This is a genomic window from Streptococcus mitis (assembly GCF_009496205.1).
GTDB classification, from domain to species: Bacteria; Bacillota; Bacilli; order Lactobacillales; family Streptococcaceae; genus Streptococcus; species Streptococcus mitis_BN.
On the sequence record NZ_WIJO01000010.1, the window covers coordinates 1 to 15,519 of the forward strand.

The window sequence follows — 15,519 nt, forward strand, 5'->3', positions numbered from 1 at the left end:
ATGTGACAGAATTTGCCATTCCAGCAAGTACTCAAAAGCTTTACTTATCACCAGTTTTAGATGGCTTTAATAGCGAAATTATCGCCTATAATCTTTCAACTTCACCCAACTTAGAACAAGTAAAAACGATGTTGGAACAGGCCTTCACAGAGAAACACTATAAGAATACGATTCTCCATAGTGACCAAGGTTGGCAATACCAACACGATTCTTATCATCAGTTTCTAGAGGGTAAGGGAATTCAAGCATCCATGTCACGTAAAGGTAACAGCCCAGACAACGGCATGATGGAATCTTTCTTTGGTATTCTGAAATCGGAGATGTTTTATGGTTATGAGAAGTCATTTGAGTCGCTCAACCAATTGGAACAAGCCATTGTAGACTATATTGATTACTACAACAATAAACGAATTAAGGTAAAACTAAAAGGACTCAGTCCTGTGCAATACAGAACTAAATCCTTCGGATAAATTAATTGTCTAACTTTTTGGGGTCAGTACAGAGTGAGCTTGATAGGATGCGTTTTAGAATGTCAAAATTTTACTTAAATTGAGTTTGAAGAGGCTTATTTCAAAGCTTTTTGTGCGTCTTCAATCATGAGTTTTGTTGATTCAAGCCCGCCACCACTTAGATACCAGAGGTCTGGTGTTAGTTGGATAATCTTACCATTTTTAGCGGCAGGAGTTTCAGCGATAAGGGCATTTTCTAGGACACCGTCGTTGCTGGAGTTGTCCCCACCGATGGCAAGGGTACGGTTGATGACAAAGAGGATGTCAGGATTGATTTCTTTCACACTTTCAAAGCTGACTTCCTGTCCGTGGCGTGAGTCTTCAAATTGAGTATCAGTTGGCTTGAATTTCAAGGTTTGGTACAAGAAAGAGAAACGAGATTGGGCACCAAAGGCAGCCATTTTTCCTTCATTGAGGAGAATCGCGAGGGCTTTTTTGTCAGAGCTTTCATTTTTAGTAGCGACTTCTTGGATGCTCTTGTCTAGCTTAGCCAATTCTTCCTTGGCTTTCTGTGTACCTGTTTCACCAAAGGCGCTTGCTAGGGATTCGATATTGGCCTTGGTAGAAGTCCAGTAGTCATCCTTGCTTGCTTGGAAGAGAACAGTCGGAGCGATTTCGTTGAACTTATCTACGAATTTTTGGGTACGTGGTGAAGCGATAATTAGGTCTGGTTCAAGAGCAGCAAGGGCTTCTAGGTCTGGCTCAACCATAGAACCAACATTTTTAACTTTTCCAGCTAGGTCTTTAAGATAAGTCGGAACAGTTTTTGTAGGCATTCCGACGATATTCTTTTCAAAACCTAAAGCGCGAATAGTATCCGCAGCACCGAGGTCAAAGGTCACAATCTTTTCAGGGACTTTTGAAAGTGTGACTACACCTAGTGAACTTTTAATGGTTACCTCTGTTGGAGCAGAGCTACTTGACTCCGTCTTACTAGTGCTTGAGTTTGTACTACATGCACCAAGTAGGAGCAAGAAACTAGCTATTAGGGCAGTGAGGTAAAGTTTAAGGGATGTTTTCATGATTTCTCCTTTTTAAAATGTGATAACGATTTAGGGAGTCTCTAGGTTTTATTGACTAAGAGACAAAGTTTCTTCTAACTCGAGTTTCTGAGTTGCTAGCTATAGATACAGATCTTTTTGCCATTGATATCAGCCAGCGTGATGGGAATCTCATAGAGTTGACTGAGCAGGTCAGCCTGCATGATTTGAGCAGTAGTTCCCTTGCTAAAGACTCGACCGTCCTTGAAGGCGACAATTTCATCCGCATACTGGCTGGCCATGTTGATATCGTGGAGGACGATGATAATGGTCTTGCCGAGTTCCTCCACCAGTCGTCGAAGAATCTGCATCATGCTGACGCTTTGCTTGATATCGAGATTGTTGAGCGGTTCGTCTAGCAAGATAAAGTCTGTATCCTGGGCCAGTACCATAGCGATAAAGACACGTTGGAGCTGGCCTCCAGACAGGCTATCGATGTAGCGGTCTTTTAAGTTTGTCAGTTCCAGATAATCCAGAGTTTCTCGGATTTTTTCCCAGTCTTCTGCTCTCAGTCGACCACGGCTGTAGGGAAAACGTCCAAAACTGACCAGTTCTTCAACAGTCAATTTGGCTTGGTAATTGATTTTCTGCTTTAGGATGGTCAGTTCTTGGGCTAGTTCTTGCGAATTCCAGCTCTCGATTTCACGGCCTTTGATACTGAGAATTCCCTGATCTTTCTTGGTCAGTCTGCTCATGATGGAGAGGAGAGTCGATTTTCCAGCACCATTTGGACCAATGAAGGCTGTCAGTTTCTGAGGACTGACTTCAAGCGAAATGCCTTGCAAAATATCCTGTTTTTGAATGGATTTGTCAATGTTTTCCAGTTTCACTGACGCGCCCTCCTGTAGAGTAAGATAAAGAATAAGAGACCACCTACGCTCTCGATAATCATACTGATGCGAATTTCCAGCGCAAAGACTCGTTCAATCAGGGCTTGCCCCAAGGTCAAGCTAATAAATCCAACCAGAATGGCTACGATAAAGAGTAACTTGTGCCGATAGTCTTTGACAATCAGGTAGGTGAGGTTAGCCAGCATAAAGCCGAAGAAGGCAATAGGCCCTACCAAGGCAGTGGCCGTTGAGGTCAAAAGCATGATACCCCAGAGGAGTTCTCTCTGTTCTTTTTCAACATTGAGCCCCAATATCTGAGCCGTTTCTCTTTGCAGGTGCAAGACATCCAGAATGACTGCTTTTCGAAAGAAAAAGATTGTCAAAGCAAGGATAATCAGAGAACCGATAGCTAGGATGGAAGTGTTGAGATGTTGAAAGGAGGCAAAGAGACTGTTCTGCAGTTTATCGTATTCGTTTGGATCCATCAGGACCTGAAGGAAGGTACTGATATTTCGAAAGAGACTTCCGAGGGCTAGACATATCAACAAAATGAAGACAAGGTCTTGCTTCATCAGTGTCTTCAAGTAGCCTTGCAAGGCGAGAAAGAAGAGGGATTGAAGTAGAAGTAAGACTAGGAATTCTAAAATAGGAGACTTCCCGAGTTGAAGAAACTTACTTTCAAAAACCAGTAGTAGGGTTTGTAGTAGGACGTAGAAGGATTCAATTCCCAAAATGCTTGGCGTCAGGAAGCGATTTTCCGTTAGGGTTTGAAAACTAATGGTAGAAATCCCTGTCGCGATGGCTACCAAGAGATAAACGATAACCTTTTGGGAACGCAACTTCCAAGCAAAGGCTGACAGGTGAGTAATGGGCCAAAAGTAGAGGAGACAAGCTCCGATGGTCAGAATAATGAGAATCCAGAAGAGCTTAGTATGTTTACTTTTAAACTGCATCTTTTCTTCCCCCTCTCCAGAGAAGTAGGATAAAGACGAGGCTACCGATGATTCCTAGCAAGAGGCTGACAGACAGCTCATAGGGCCGAATCAGAACTCGGGATAGGATATCGCAGGCTAGGACCAGATTGGCACCAACCAGAGCGACGATGAGTTTGGTTTGACTTAGATTATCTCCATAGTGCTTGCGAACAAGATTGGGGACAATAACTCCGAGAAAGGGCAAGCCACCCACGGTAATCATGGTGACACTAGTCGTTAGCGCCACCAGAAAGAGAGCCAGTTTTTCGAGTAAGGAGTAGGAAATCCCCAAACTCTCACTGGCTTCCTTGCCCAGATTCATGATGGTAAAAGTTTGGGATAATTTCCAAACGGCTATCAGGATAATGAGGCCTAAGAAAAGCCATTCATACTGATGGGTCTGAATCATGGAGAAGGAGCCCTGGGTCCAGGCAGTCATACTCTGAACCAGATTGAAACGATAGGCGATAACTTCTGTCACAGAACCGATAATCCCACTATAAATAATCCCAATCAAGGGCAACATCCACCTTTCCTTTACGGTAAAAATAGTCATAAAGGCCAGGAAGAAGAGGGTAAATACAATCGATGAGCCAAAAGCAAAGAGCATCTTTTGGGTCAGACTCGCAGACGGAAAGACAAAGAGGCTTAACACCATTCCCAGTTTAGCGGCTTCAGTCGTTCCAACCGTGCTTGGAGCAGCAAACTGATTCTGAGTGATAGTCTGCATGAGAAGGCCTGCCATACTCATACTAGAGGCTGTCAGGAGAATACTAATCGTCCTAGGAAGACGCGACTCTTGAAAGAGGAGCCAAGTTTCATGATCCAGAGCAAAGAGTCTTCCCCATGAAAAATCACTGGTTCCAATGCTAATAGAGAGAAAGACTAGGAGTAAAAGTAAGCCAATTAAATAATGAGAAAGTTTCATACCCCGTCCTTTCATGTAGATTTGGTATCGAAAGATACCTGCGGATATTACTGTAACATGATTTCTTTAATCTGTCAATAAATTTTCTGACAATTTAATGAATAAAACAAGGAGAGAGCACTAGGACTTTCTCCTCTGTTTTCTTATTCCAAAATGTTTTTCCCCTCTTTCACACGCCAACGATAATCAGATAAAATAATATCTTCGAGGGAGTAGCTAGCCTTCCAATCAAGATATTGTTTAGCTTTTGATGCGTCTGCTAGGACGCTGGCTGGGTCACCAGCACGGCGAGCAACAATTTCGTGTGGTATTTTTTGATTCAGTAATTCTTCAGCAGTTTTAAAGATTTCTTTGACAGTATAGCCTTTTTCAGTTCCTAAGTTAAAGATTTGAGAAGAACTGTCTTCTTGAAATAGGTAGTTCATTCCTTTAACATGAGCCTGTGCAAGGTCCAAGACATGAATGTAATCTCGAATACATGAACCATCACGTGTATCGTAGTCATCTCCAAATATTTTTAGGCTATCATTTTGTCCCAATGCGGTCTTGGTGATATTGGGAATGATGTGAGTTGGATTTTTCACACGCAGACCGTTTGAAGCATCCATTTCAGCCCCAGCAACATTAAAGTAACGGAAAATAACATATTTCCAATCGTAGCGATTGGCCATCCAGTAAATCATTCGTTCGCCCATTAGTTTTGTTTCTGCATAAGGGTTGACAGGGTCGAGCAGGGTATCTTCAGTTGCTGGCTTGTCAATACAGTTATTACCATAGAGGGAAGCAGTCGAAGAGAACATAATTTTTTGAATGCCAACTTCAGACAAGACTTTGAGAACTTGGTTCATACCAGCAACATTGGCAGTGAAGTATTTACTTGGATTTTCAATACTTTCGCTCACAACAATCTCACCTGCACAATGAAGAACAGCATCAATCTGATTTTCTTCTAAGTAAGCTTTTAGGGCACTAGCATCATAAACATCCAGTTGCTTAAAGCTAGCACGACTATCCACAGCCGCTCGATTTCCTGTAGAGAGATTATCTAGAACATGTACCTGATGGCCAGCATTTAAAAGAGCTTTAACGGTATGGGAGCCAATGTAGCCAGCCCCACCTGTAACAAGAATTGTTTTGGTCATGATTTTTTCCTTTTCCTAGTTTTGTACTATTTTAAAGAAAGAAGAAGGCAAAGGCAACCATTTTCTGTAATTTTTGTGAAAATGTAAAAAATATATCATTGAATTATTTTTTTGTTTGGGAATTAATAGTTTGATTGGTCTTGGAATAGTTCTTAGATTTCACCTCACATGCAAGAAAATACAATCTTTTTCTAAGATACAGTAAGACTAAGATACTAACTTAGAAATCCACCTTCCCGCTATCCTTCTCCTATAAAAAGTGGTAAAATGGATGAAAGAAAGAAGGAACTGAAATGACAACATTATTTTCAAAAATCAAAGAAGTAACAGAACTTGCTGCGATCTCAGGTCATGAAGCACCTGTCCGTGCTTATCTTCGTGAAAAGTTGACACCGCACGTGGATGAAGTGGTGACAGATGGCTTGGGTGGTATTTTCGGAATTAAACATTCAGAAACTGCAGATGCACCGCGCGTCTTGGTCGCTTCTCACATGGATGAAGTTGGTTTTATGGTCAGCGAAATCAAGCCAGATGGTACCTTCCGTGTCGTAGAAATCGGTGGCTGGAACCCCATGGTAGTCAGCAGCCAACGTTTTAAACTCTTAACACGTGATGGTCGTGAAATTCCAGTAATCTCAGGATCAGTACCTCCACATTTGACACGTGGAACAGGTGGACCAACCATGCCAGCTATTTCAGATATTATTTTTGATGGTGGTTTTGCGGACAAGGTTGAGGCAGAAAGCTTTGGCATCCGTCCTGGCGATACCATCGTACCAGATAGCTCTGCAATCTTGACAGCCAATGAAAAAAATATCATCTCAAAAGCTTGGGATAACCGCTACGGTGTGCTCATGGTTAGTGAGTTAGCAGAAGCTCTGTCAGGTCAAAAACTTGGCAATGAACTCTATCTTGGCTCTAACGTCCAAGAAGAAGTTGGTCTTCGTGGTGCTCATACTTCCACAACTAAGTTTGACCCAGAAGTTTTCCTAGCAGTTGACTGCTCACCTGCTGGTGATGTTTATGGCGGTCAAGGCAAGATTGGAGATGGAACCTTGATTCGTTTCTACGACCCAGGTCACTTGCTTCTCCCAGGAATGAAGGATTTCCTTTTGACAACGGCTGAAGAAGCTGGTATCAAGTACCAATACTACTGTGGTAAAGGCGGAACAGACGCTGGTGCAGCTCATCTGAAAAATGGTGGTGTCCCATCTACAACAATCGGTGTTTGCGCTCGTTATATCCATTCTCATCAAACCCTCTACGCTATGGATGACTTCTTAGAAGCGCAAGCTTTCTTGCAAGCCTTGGTGAAGAAATTGGATCGTTCAACAGTTGATTTGATTAAAAATTATTAAACCATAAGGGAGGTGGTAGGGATGGTAGAACCAAACCTAGAAAGCCTTGTGAAAGATCTTTACAATCATGCTCGACATGATTTGAGTGAAGATTTAGTTGCTGCTCTCCTAGAGACTGCTAAAAAACTGCCTACTACAAATGAGCAATTGCTGGCAGTTCGTCTCTCAGGCCTGGTCAATCGTGAATTGCTCCTAAATCCCAAACATCCGGCACCTGAGTTGCTCAACTTGGCTCGCTTTATCAAAAGAGAAGAAGCAAAGTACAGAGGAACTGCAGCTTCTGCGCTTATGTACGGAGAGCTCTTTAAAATGCTTTGATTCCATTGTGAATCAAAGCATTTTTCTATATGGTAGAAGAGTAATTCTTGATTAGGAGAAGAAAAAGCCATCCTATTTAGGATAGCTTCTTGGTTCTTAGATTTGTTCAGCGATAACTTTTTCAGCTAGATTCATAGCGTGATCAGATACACGAGTATAGTGGGAAATGATGTCGATAAAGTTGACCCCAGCTTGTGTTGAACACTCGCCCTTGTTGAGGCGTTTGATGTGGGTCTTTCTGAGAATACGTTCCATATTGTTGATTTCTTTATGGCGTTCAATCAGACTTTGAGCTTTTTCAATATCATTATTTTCTACACTATCAAGGGCATCCTTGATAAAGCCAGTGGTTTTTTGATAGATATCAGCCAATTCCTGCAAAGCAGCTTCAGAGAACTCGACATTTTTACGTTGAAGGTAGTCAGTCAGATTGATTAGGGCTTCTGCGTGGTCCCCAATCCGTTCCAAATCACGGGATGAATCCAGGATGTTGGTGAGCACTTCACTTTCTTTCTGGCTAAGAGCCTCGCTTGAAAGAGTAATCAGGTAACGAGTCAATTTTTCATCAATGGTATTGATGGCTTCTTCTGTCTTGTGGCCTTTTTCAGCTACCTTTTCATTAAGGTCAATGATGTAGTTGTATGAAAGGTCAAAGGCTTTAGAAGCATAATTTCCCAAGTGAAGGAGTTCTTTTTTGGCATTTCCGAGAGCGATTGATGGAGCTTGTTTAATCAAATGCTCATCAAGATAAAGTGGCTCGTACTTGACAACTTCATCTTCACCAGGGATGAGCTTGGTTACAAAGTAGGCCAAGGCTCCGATGAATGGAAATTGGATAATAGTATTTGTGATATTAAAGGTTCCGTGGGCGAAGGCAATGGTCATTTCTGGAGCCAGATTGAGTGTAGATTCAAACCATTGAATCAAGCCAGTGAAAGGTACAAGGAAGACAATACAGATAACCGTACCAATCACGTTAAAGGCGACATGGGCACCAGCAACACGTTTGGCAGCGATATTGGCTCCAAGAGAAGCAATAATAGCTGTAATGGTCGTTCCGATATTATCACCAAACAAGACTGGTAGGGCACCTTGTAGATCAATCAAACCACTTGCGTAAAGATTCTGTAGGATACCGATAGTTGCGGAAGAAGCTTGAATGAGTAGGGTTAGTCCAGTTCCGACAAAGACACCTAGAATAGGACTCTTACTTAGTTCAACCATATAGTCTCTAAAGACTTGCAGGTCTTTTAGAGGTTCCATTGCACCGCTCATAAGATTGAGAGCGAAGAAGATACCACCTACACCAAAAATGATACGTCCGATGTTATTGATAGAGCGATTCTTGGTGAAGAAGAGACAAATCGCTCCGATGAAAAGCATTGGTAAGGCGTAATCTCCTAGCTTAAAACCGATGATAAAGGATGTAACGGTAGTTCCAATATTGGCACCCATGACAATACCGATAGCTTGACGCAAGGTCAAAAGTCCTGCGCTGACTAGCCCCACTGTAATGACTGTGACCCCAGAACTTGACTGAATTAGCGCCGTCATACCGATACCAACTAGCACACCGAAGAACGGATTGCTAGTGTACTTGTCAATGTAAAAACGAAGGCGATCTCCAGCAGCTTGTTGCAAACCGTCTCCCATGGTCTTGATACTATATAAGAATAGTCCCAGACCACCTAAAAAGTGAAATAAAATTTCCTGCCAATTAATGGACATTTCTTTTTCCTCCGAAAAATAATAACGGAATTTCTCCTATTCTATTTTAAAGGATAAAAGTAAATCTAACAAGTGTTAAGCTAAGATTTTAGAAAGAAAATTCGTTAGAAAAAGCAAAAATAATATACTCTAGGATGTCACAAAGATTAAATATCGAAAAATCTTGTGAAATCTTTCCTTATATTTCCAAAGTGTGATATAATAGTTTCGAATAAAATAAATAAAGGGGTTTTTGTAACATGGCAAAACTTACTGTTAAAGACGTTGACTTGAAAGGTAAAAAAGTCCTCGTTCGTGTTGACTTCAACGTACCATTGAAAGATGGCGTAATCACTAACGACAACCGTATCACAGCAGCTCTTCCAACTATTAAGTACATCATCGAACAAGGTGGACGTGCAATTCTTTTCTCTCACCTTGGACGTGTGAAAGAAGAAGCTGATAAAGCTGGTAAATCACTTGCTCCTGTAGCAGCAGACTTGGCAGCTAAATTGGGCCAAGACGTTGTTTTCCCAGGTGTTACTCGTGGTGCTGAATTGGAAGCAGCTATCAACGCTCTTGAAGATGGACAAGTTCTCTTGGTTGAAAACACTCGTTACGAAGATGTTGATGGCAAGAAAGAATCTAAAAACGATCCTGAACTTGGTAAATACTGGGCATCACTTGGAGATGGTATCTTCGTAAACGATGCATTCGGTACAGCTCACCGTGCACACGCATCTAACGTTGGTATCTCAGCAAACGTTGAAAAAGCAGTTGCTGGTTTCCTTCTTGAAAACGAAATTGCCTACATCCAAGAAGCAGTTGAAACTCCAGAACGTCCATTCGTGGCTATCCTTGGTGGTTCAAAAGTTTCAGACAAGATCGGTGTTATCGAAAACTTGCTTGAAAAAGCTGATAAAGTCCTTATCGGTGGTGGTATGACTTACACATTCTACAAAGCACAAGGTATCGAAATCGGTAACTCACTTGTAGAAGAAGACAAATTGGATGTTGCGAAAGCTCTTCTTGAAAAAGCAAACGGTAAATTGATCTTGCCAGTTGACTCAAAAGAAGCTAACGCATTTGCTGGTTACACTGAAGTGCGTGACACTGAAGGTGAAGCAGTTTCTGAAGGCTTCCTTGGTCTTGACATCGGTCCAAAATCTATCGCTAAATTTGACGAAGCTTTGACTGGTGCGAAAACAGTTGTATGGAACGGACCTATGGGTGTATTTGAAAACCCAGACTTCCAAGCTGGAACAATCGGTGTGATGGACGCTATCGTGAAACAACCAGGAGTTAAATCAATCATTGGTGGTGGTGACTCAGCTGCTGCAGCGATCAATCTTGGACGTGCAGATAAATTCTCATGGATCTCTACTGGTGGTGGAGCATCAATGGAACTTCTCGAAGGTAAAGTTCTTCCAGGACTTGCAGCCTTGACAGAAAAATAAGATTTTATAAATAAATCAAAGAAGAGAGGAATGAAAGTTCCTCTTTTCTTTTGCTTAAAATAAAAACGCTTCCTCTCAACTATTACTCATAAAAATCACCGATTTATGATAAAATGGAAATAGAAAGTTGAGATTATGAGTTATTTTAAAAAATATAAATTCGATAAATCCCAGTTCAAACTTGGTATGCGAACCTTTAAAACAGGTATTGCTGTTTTTCTAGTTCTCTTGATTTTTGGCTTTTTTGGCTGGAAAGGTCTTCAAATTGGTGCTTTGACAGCCGTTTTTAGCTTGAGGGAGAGTTTTGATAAGAGTGTTCATTTCGGAACTTCGCGTATTCTTGGAAATAGTATCGGTGGTCTCTATGCCCTGGTCTTCTTCCTATTAAATACCTTTTTCCACGAAGCCTTTTGGGTGACCTTGGTAGTTGTTCCAATCTGCACCATGTTAACCATTATGACAAATGTAGCCATGAATAACAAAGCAGGGGTTATTGGTGGTGTAGCAGCTATGTTAATCATTACCCTATCGATTCCGAGTGGTGAAACAATTTTGTACGTGTTTGCGCGTGTATCAGAAACGTTCATGGGAGTTTTTGTCGCAATTCTCGTAAATTACGATATTGATCGTATTCGGCTCTTTTTAGAGAAAAAAGAAAAATAATGTTACATTTTATAACATTATCAATTGACGTTTGTCTTTTTTTAGACTATAATAGACAGAAAGAAGGAAATTGTAAATGAAGGAAAAAGAATTTCGCCGAAATATGGCTGTTTTTCCTATCGGCAGTGTTATGAAGTTGACCGATTTATCGGCGCGTCAGATTCGTTATTATGAAGATCAAGAGTTGATTAAGCCTGATCGAAACGAAGGGAACCGTCGCATGTATTCCTTGAATGACATGGATCGTCTGCTTGAAATCAAAGATTATATCTCTGAAGGTTATAATATCGCTGCCATTAAGAAAAAATATGCTGAACGTGAAGCGAAATCCAAGAAAGCGGTGAGTCAGACTGAGGTGCGTCGTGCACTTCACAATGAACTCCTCCAACAGGGTCGCTTTGCTTCAGTACGGTCACCTTTTGGTCGCGGTTAGGCAACCGCAAGTAGTCATACATTAAGGAGAAAACTCATGCCAATCATAGCTGCAGATATTCGTCGTGAAGTCAAGGAAAAAAATGTTACCTTTATTCGTCTCATGTTCTCAGATATTTTGGGAACCATGAAAAACGTCGAAATTCCTGCTACAGATGAACAGTTAGATAAAGTCTTGTCAAACAAGGCTATGTTTGATGGATCTTCTATTGAAGGTTTTGTACGTATCAATGAGTCGGATATGTACTTGTACCCAGACTTGGATACATGGACAGTCTTCCCGTGGGGAGATGAAAATGGAAGTGTTGCAGGTTTGATCTGTGATGTCTATACAACAGAAGGTGAACCATTTGCAGGTGACCCTCGTGGCAATTTGAAGCGTGCTCTTCATCACATGGAAGAAGTAGGATTCAAGTCCTTCAACCTTGGGCCAGAGCCAGAATTCTTCCTATTTAAGTTGGATGAAAATGGAGACCCAACACTTGAAGTGAATGACAAGGGTGGCTACTTTGATTTGGCGCCTACTGACCTTGCGGACAATACACGTCGTGAGATTGTCAATGTCTTGACCAAAATGGGATTTGAAGTAGAAGCGAGTCACCACGAGGTTGCGGTTGGACAGCACGAGATTGACTTTAAGTACGATGAAGTTCTCCGTGCCTGTGATAAGATTCAAATCTTCAAACTTGTTGTTAAAACTATTGCTCGCAAACATGGGCTTTACGCAACCTTTATGGCAAAACCAAAATTTGGTATTGCTGGCTCAGGTATGCACTGTAATATGTCCTTGTTTGATGCAGAAGGAAACAATGCCTTCTTTGATCCAAATGATCCAAAAGGAATGCAGTTGTCAGAAACGGCCTACCATTTCCTTGGTGGTTTGATCAAACATGCCTACAACTATACTGCCATCATGAACCCAACGGTTAACTCATACAAACGTTTGGTTCCAGGTTATGAAGCGCCGGTTTACATTGCTTGGGCTGGTCGTAACCGTTCGCCACTTGTGCGCGTGCCTGCTTCACGTGGTATGGGGACTCGTCTTGAGTTGCGTTCAGTGGATCCAATGGCAAACCCATATATCGCTATGGCAGTTCTTTTGGAAGTTGGTTTGCATGGTATTGAAAATAAAATCGAAGCACCAGCCCCTATCGAAGAAAATATCTACATCATGACAGCAGAAGAGCGCAAGGAAGCTGGTATTACAGATCTTCCATCAACCCTTCACAACGCTTTGAAAGCTTTGACAGAAGATGAAGTTGTCAGAGCGGCTCTCGGAGAACATATCTATACTAGTTTCCTTGAAGCCAAACGAATCGAATGGGCAAGTTATGCAACCTTCGTTTCACAATGGGAAATTGATAATTATTTAGACCTTTACTAATACTAATATAGAAGAAAGATTGCCTGTGGGTGATCTTTTTTCTTGTGTTTTATATCGAGGTGTGATATATTTTATATAACGAAGTGCGATATATCGAACTGGATAGGAGGTGAATGCAAATGGAATTAACGGATAAGATTCGTCGAGTTTATCTTCCGATGACGGAAACGGGCTTTTATATCTTGTTCTGTCTGCAAAAGGAAGGTCATGGTTATAATATTACGCAAAAAGTCAAGGAGATGACAGATTCGCAAGTTTCGATTAGTCCTGGGACTATGTATGGAACCTTGTCAAAAATGGAAAAGGATGGTTTGATTTCCTTTGTCCGTGAAGAGGAGAAGCGTAAAATCTATCAGATCACAGACTTGGGACGAAAAGTCTTAGATATAGAATTGAAACGTATTGAACGGCTCTATAGAAACAGTCTGGAGGGAAGATGATGGAAAAGAAGGTTGTTTATAGAATTGCTACCATTGCGGATTATGATAGAGAGGCTTTATATCTTAGAAAAATGCATGCTGAGGGGTGGAAGCTCAAGGAAGTAACCTACTCTAACTTAGTAGTTGCGGTTAAGTATACTTTTGAAAAGTGCCAACCGGAGCAGGTGTCTTATCAGTTGGACTTTTATCCTATGAAAAAATCAGAGAGAGTCTCCTATTTACAATTGTTTAAAGACTGTGGCTGGGAGCATATTACAGACTTTAATGGTTTTTCCTACTTTAGAAAACTTCATTCTGGAATTGAGTCGGATGCCGAGTTTGAAATTTATAATGACGCGGCCGGGAAGTTAGCTATGGTGAAACGGATTTTAACGAGGCGGATGCTTCCTATTTTGCTTCTCTTTTTAGCTCTACTACCGGTTTTCACAAAGATTGTCAGTGGAGGTAGTTCTTTCAGTTGGGAAATGTTTTTGATTGTTATAATAGATGGTGTTTTATTGATAGTCCATGCGATTCAGATTTCTTATATTTTTTGGAGATTGTTTCAAAAGTGGAAAGAATTATCTGATAAATAACACCAGGCATATTTTCTAATTTTGGGGTAAGACAATGAATAGCAGAGTAGAATTTCGGATTTTCACCATTGTTGATTTGGACAAGGAAGAAGAATATTTACATGAGATGCATTTGAAAGGTTGGAAGTATAGAACGAGTCGTTTTGGTTTGTTCTATTTTGACCAATGTCAACCAGACGATGTCATCTATTGTATCTATGATTCTAGATTTCTTAAAAAATATAAGCATGAACTACAAGATTTTAGAGATAGAGGTTGGGAATTAATAGAAGCAGGTTTTTGTTCAATTCTTCGTAAATCGTCTTCTGATTTACTTCCAGAGGATCAAGTCTATATGGCTAAGGAGAGCAGATGGGAAGTCATGCGATATAGACTTCGTTCATGTGCAGCTACTTTCTTAGGTGGTTTGGTTGTTTGTATAAGTTTATTTAAAGAAGAACTTTCTATGTCTTTCTTCGTTATTTTTCTTTTATATGCTTTAATGATTTCTTATCTAATCCATGGTTTTTTCAGACTTAAAAAGAAATACCGAGTAGATGGAAGGTAAAGCTCTAGGTCTTCAGACTGATTTTTAGCACTCTTGGTAAAAGAGTGCTAATTTTTTGAGTTTTTGTCTTGACATTCTCTTTTAAGGGTGTATAATAGAATCATAAGTTAGCACTTGAGTGTATCGAGTGCTAATTGATCAGACAGAGAGGAGTGATGAGATGGTTACAGAGCGTCAGCAGGATATTCTAAATCTGATTATTGACATCTTTACCAAAACGCACGAACCTGTCGGATCCAAAGCCTTGCAAGAGTCTATTAACTCTAGCAGTGCAACTATTCGTAATGACATGGCGGCTCTAGAAAAGCAAGGTTTGCTTGAGAAGGCTCATACTTCAAGTGGTCGGATGCCAAGTGTTGCTGGTTTTCAGTACTATGTAAAACACTCACTGGATTTTGACCGACTGGCTGAAAATGAGGTTTATGAGATTGTCAAAGCCTTTGATCAGGAATTCTTCAAATTGGAGGATATTCTGCAAGAGGCTGCTAACCTGCTGACAGACTTGAGTGGCTGTACGGTAGTAGCACTGGATGTTGAGCCGAGCAGGCAACGTTTGACAGCCTTTGATATAGTTGTTTTGGGGCAACATACAGCCTTGGCAGTATTTACCCTAGACGAGTCTCGAACGGTTACCAGTCAGTTTCTGATTCCAAGGAACTTTTTGCAGGAGGATTTGCTGAAGCTGAAGAGCATCATTCAGGAACGTTTCCTCGGCCACACCGTTCTAGATATTCACTACAAGATTCGGACGGAGATTCCGCAGATTATCCAGCGTTACTTTACAACAACGGACAATGTTATCGATCTCTTTGAACATATCTTTAAAGAAATGTTCAACGAAAACATTGTGGTGGCGGGCAAAGTCAATCTCTTGAATTTTGCCAATCTGGCAGCTTATCAGTTCTTTGACCAACCGCAAAAGGTGGCTCTGGAGATTCGTGAGGGTCTGCGTGAAGATCAGATGCAAAACGTTCGTGTTGCAGACAGTCAAGAGTCCTGTCTAGCCGACCTAGCGGTGATTAGTAGCAAGTTCCTCATTCCTTATCGGGGAGTTGGAATTCTAGCCATTATCGGTCCAGTTAATCTGGATTATCAGCAATTAATCAACCAAGTCAATGTAGTCAATCGTGTTTTGACCATGAAGTTGACAGATTTTTACCGCTACCTCAGCAGTAATCATTACGAAGTACATTAAGATTGAAATCATTAAAGGAG

General features: G+C 41.1%; 17 protein-coding genes. 11 read left to right on the forward strand and 6 right to left on the reverse strand.

Translation table 11 applies throughout. The annotated features are described in order from the left end of the window. A partial coding sequence (locus tag GEZ85_RS02710) for an IS3 family transposase (protein WP_153209263.1) occupies positions 1 to 470 on the forward strand: 470 nt, incomplete at its 5' end. A gap of 95 nt (positions 471 to 565) precedes the next feature. On the opposite strand, the gene GEZ85_RS02715 is transcribed toward GEZ85_RS02710, so the two are convergent. The 5 genes from GEZ85_RS02715 to galE all read right to left on the reverse strand — a co-directional run bounded on the left by GEZ85_RS02715 (position 566) and on the right by galE (position 5,423). Beyond that, positions 566 to 1,531, reverse strand: coding sequence for a siderophore ABC transporter substrate-binding protein (locus GEZ85_RS02715; protein WP_153209262.1), 966 nt, complete (start codon positions 1,529 to 1,531; stop codon positions 566 to 568). 95 nt (positions 1,532 to 1,626) lie between these two features. Further along, on the reverse strand, positions 1,627 to 2,379 hold the full coding sequence (locus GEZ85_RS02720; RefSeq protein WP_084932782.1) for an iron ABC transporter ATP-binding protein: 753 nt from the start codon (positions 2,377 to 2,379) through the stop codon (positions 1,627 to 1,629). Continuing rightward, complete coding sequence (locus GEZ85_RS02725; protein ID WP_153209261.1) at positions 2,376 to 3,332, reverse strand: iron chelate uptake ABC transporter family permease subunit; 957 nt, start codon at positions 3,330 to 3,332, stop codon at positions 2,376 to 2,378. The genes GEZ85_RS02720 and GEZ85_RS02725 overlap by 4 nt, the downstream gene beginning before the upstream one ends. Further along, positions 3,322 to 4,281 (reverse strand): ABC transporter permease, encoded by a 960-nt coding sequence (locus GEZ85_RS02730; RefSeq protein ID WP_194251503.1) that lies wholly within the window; start codon positions 4,279 to 4,281, stop codon positions 3,322 to 3,324. Before GEZ85_RS02730 ends, GEZ85_RS02725 begins: the two co-directional genes overlap by 11 nt. Positions 4,282 to 4,424: 143 nt before the next feature. Continuing rightward, positions 4,425 to 5,423 (reverse strand): UDP-glucose 4-epimerase GalE, encoded by a 999-nt coding sequence (galE, locus tag GEZ85_RS02735; RefSeq protein ID WP_153209259.1) that lies wholly within the window; start codon positions 5,421 to 5,423, stop codon positions 4,425 to 4,427. Between the two features lie 293 nt (positions 5,424 to 5,716). Between galE and pepA the strand changes: the two genes are divergently transcribed. Together pepA and GEZ85_RS02745 are read left to right on the forward strand one after the other, a co-directional pair. Next, entirely contained in the window at positions 5,717 to 6,781 is a 1,065-nt protein-coding gene (gene pepA / locus GEZ85_RS02740; protein WP_084926109.1) for a glutamyl aminopeptidase, read from the forward strand. A gap of 21 nt (positions 6,782 to 6,802) precedes the next feature. Beyond that, positions 6,803 to 7,099, forward strand: a complete 297-nt coding sequence (locus tag GEZ85_RS02745; protein ID WP_004260989.1) for a bacteriocin immunity family protein — start codon at positions 6,803 to 6,805, stop codon at positions 7,097 to 7,099. A gap of 96 nt (positions 7,100 to 7,195) precedes the next feature. Here the strand turns inward: GEZ85_RS02745 and GEZ85_RS02750 are convergent, their stop codons facing one another. Continuing rightward, positions 7,196 to 8,827 (reverse strand): Na/Pi cotransporter family protein, encoded by a 1,632-nt coding sequence (locus GEZ85_RS02750; protein ID WP_153209258.1) that lies wholly within the window; start codon positions 8,825 to 8,827, stop codon positions 7,196 to 7,198. A 239-nt stretch (positions 8,828 to 9,066) separates the two neighbouring features. Here GEZ85_RS02750 and GEZ85_RS02755 point away from each other — a divergent pair, with 239 nt between their 5' ends. The 8 genes from GEZ85_RS02755 (at position 9,067) to hrcA (ending at position 15,499) form a co-directional block, all read left to right on the forward strand. Further along, positions 9,067 to 10,263, forward strand: a complete 1,197-nt coding sequence (locus GEZ85_RS02755; RefSeq protein WP_001096743.1) for a phosphoglycerate kinase — start codon at positions 9,067 to 9,069, stop codon at positions 10,261 to 10,263. Between the two features lie 135 nt (positions 10,264 to 10,398). Next, on the forward strand, positions 10,399 to 10,926 hold the full coding sequence (locus GEZ85_RS02760) for an FUSC family protein (protein ID WP_000119915.1): 528 nt from the start codon (positions 10,399 to 10,401) through the stop codon (positions 10,924 to 10,926). 76 nt (positions 10,927 to 11,002) lie between these two features. After that, positions 11,003 to 11,359 (forward strand): transcriptional repressor GlnR, encoded by a 357-nt coding sequence (gene glnR / locus GEZ85_RS02765; RefSeq protein WP_000659548.1) that lies wholly within the window; start codon positions 11,003 to 11,005, stop codon positions 11,357 to 11,359. Between the two features lie 36 nt (positions 11,360 to 11,395). Next, on the forward strand, positions 11,396 to 12,742 hold the full coding sequence (gene glnA, locus GEZ85_RS02770; protein ID WP_153209257.1) for a type I glutamate--ammonia ligase: 1,347 nt from the start codon (positions 11,396 to 11,398) through the stop codon (positions 12,740 to 12,742). 119 nt (positions 12,743 to 12,861) lie between these two features. After that, complete coding sequence (locus GEZ85_RS02775) at positions 12,862 to 13,182, forward strand: PadR family transcriptional regulator (protein WP_194251504.1); 321 nt, start codon at positions 12,862 to 12,864, stop codon at positions 13,180 to 13,182. Further along, positions 13,182 to 13,757: a DUF2812 domain-containing protein gene (locus tag GEZ85_RS02780; protein WP_153209264.1), complete on the forward strand. Its 576-nt coding sequence runs from the start codon at positions 13,182 to 13,184 to the stop codon at positions 13,755 to 13,757. The genes GEZ85_RS02775 and GEZ85_RS02780 overlap by 1 nt, the downstream gene beginning before the upstream one ends. A gap of 34 nt (positions 13,758 to 13,791) precedes the next feature. Continuing rightward, positions 13,792 to 14,304: a DUF2812 domain-containing protein gene (locus tag GEZ85_RS02785; RefSeq protein ID WP_153209255.1), complete on the forward strand. Its 513-nt coding sequence runs from the start codon at positions 13,792 to 13,794 to the stop codon at positions 14,302 to 14,304. Between the two features lie 160 nt (positions 14,305 to 14,464). Continuing rightward, entirely contained in the window at positions 14,465 to 15,499 is a 1,035-nt protein-coding gene (gene hrcA, locus GEZ85_RS02790) for a heat-inducible transcriptional repressor HrcA (protein ID WP_000255759.1), read from the forward strand. The last annotated feature ends 20 nt before the right edge of the window (positions 15,500 to 15,519 follow it).

What these genes read in the sequence shown, in the direction of transcription:
- pepA (WP_084926109.1), top strand. Translation starts at nt 5,717, where the DNA reads ATGACAACATTATTTTCAAAAATCAAAGAAGTAACAGAACTTGCTGCG.
- glnR (WP_000659548.1), top strand. Translation starts at nt 11,003, where the DNA reads ATGAAGGAAAAAGAATTTCGCCGAAATATGGCTGTTTTTCCTATCGGC.
- GEZ85_RS02760 (WP_000119915.1), top strand. Translation starts at nt 10,399, where the DNA reads ATGAGTTATTTTAAAAAATATAAATTCGATAAATCCCAGTTCAAACTT.
- GEZ85_RS02715 (WP_153209262.1), bottom strand. Translation starts at nt 1,531, where the DNA reads ATGAAAACATCCCTTAAACTTTACCTCACTGCCCTAATAGCTAGTTTC.
- GEZ85_RS02755 (WP_001096743.1), top strand. Translation starts at nt 9,067, where the DNA reads ATGGCAAAACTTACTGTTAAAGACGTTGACTTGAAAGGTAAAAAAGTC.
- GEZ85_RS02745 (WP_004260989.1), top strand. Translation starts at nt 6,803, where the DNA reads ATGGTAGAACCAAACCTAGAAAGCCTTGTGAAAGATCTTTACAATCAT.
- glnA (WP_153209257.1), top strand. Translation starts at nt 11,396, where the DNA reads ATGCCAATCATAGCTGCAGATATTCGTCGTGAAGTCAAGGAAAAAAAT.
- GEZ85_RS02725 (WP_153209261.1), bottom strand. Translation starts at nt 3,332, where the DNA reads ATGCAGTTTAAAAGTAAACATACTAAGCTCTTCTGGATTCTCATTATT.
- GEZ85_RS02775 (WP_194251504.1), top strand. Translation starts at nt 12,862, where the DNA reads ATGGAATTAACGGATAAGATTCGTCGAGTTTATCTTCCGATGACGGAA.
- GEZ85_RS02750 (WP_153209258.1), bottom strand. Translation starts at nt 8,827, where the DNA reads ATGTCCATTAATTGGCAGGAAATTTTATTTCACTTTTTAGGTGGTCTG.
- GEZ85_RS02780 (WP_153209264.1), top strand. Translation starts at nt 13,182, where the DNA reads ATGGAAAAGAAGGTTGTTTATAGAATTGCTACCATTGCGGATTATGAT.
- GEZ85_RS02785 (WP_153209255.1), top strand. Translation starts at nt 13,792, where the DNA reads ATGAATAGCAGAGTAGAATTTCGGATTTTCACCATTGTTGATTTGGAC.
- hrcA (WP_000255759.1), top strand. Translation starts at nt 14,465, where the DNA reads ATGGTTACAGAGCGTCAGCAGGATATTCTAAATCTGATTATTGACATC.
- GEZ85_RS02730 (WP_194251503.1), bottom strand. Translation starts at nt 4,281, where the DNA reads ATGAAACTTTCTCATTATTTAATTGGCTTACTTTTACTCCTAGTCTTT.
- galE (WP_153209259.1), bottom strand. Translation starts at nt 5,423, where the DNA reads ATGACCAAAACAATTCTTGTTACAGGTGGGGCTGGCTACATTGGCTCC.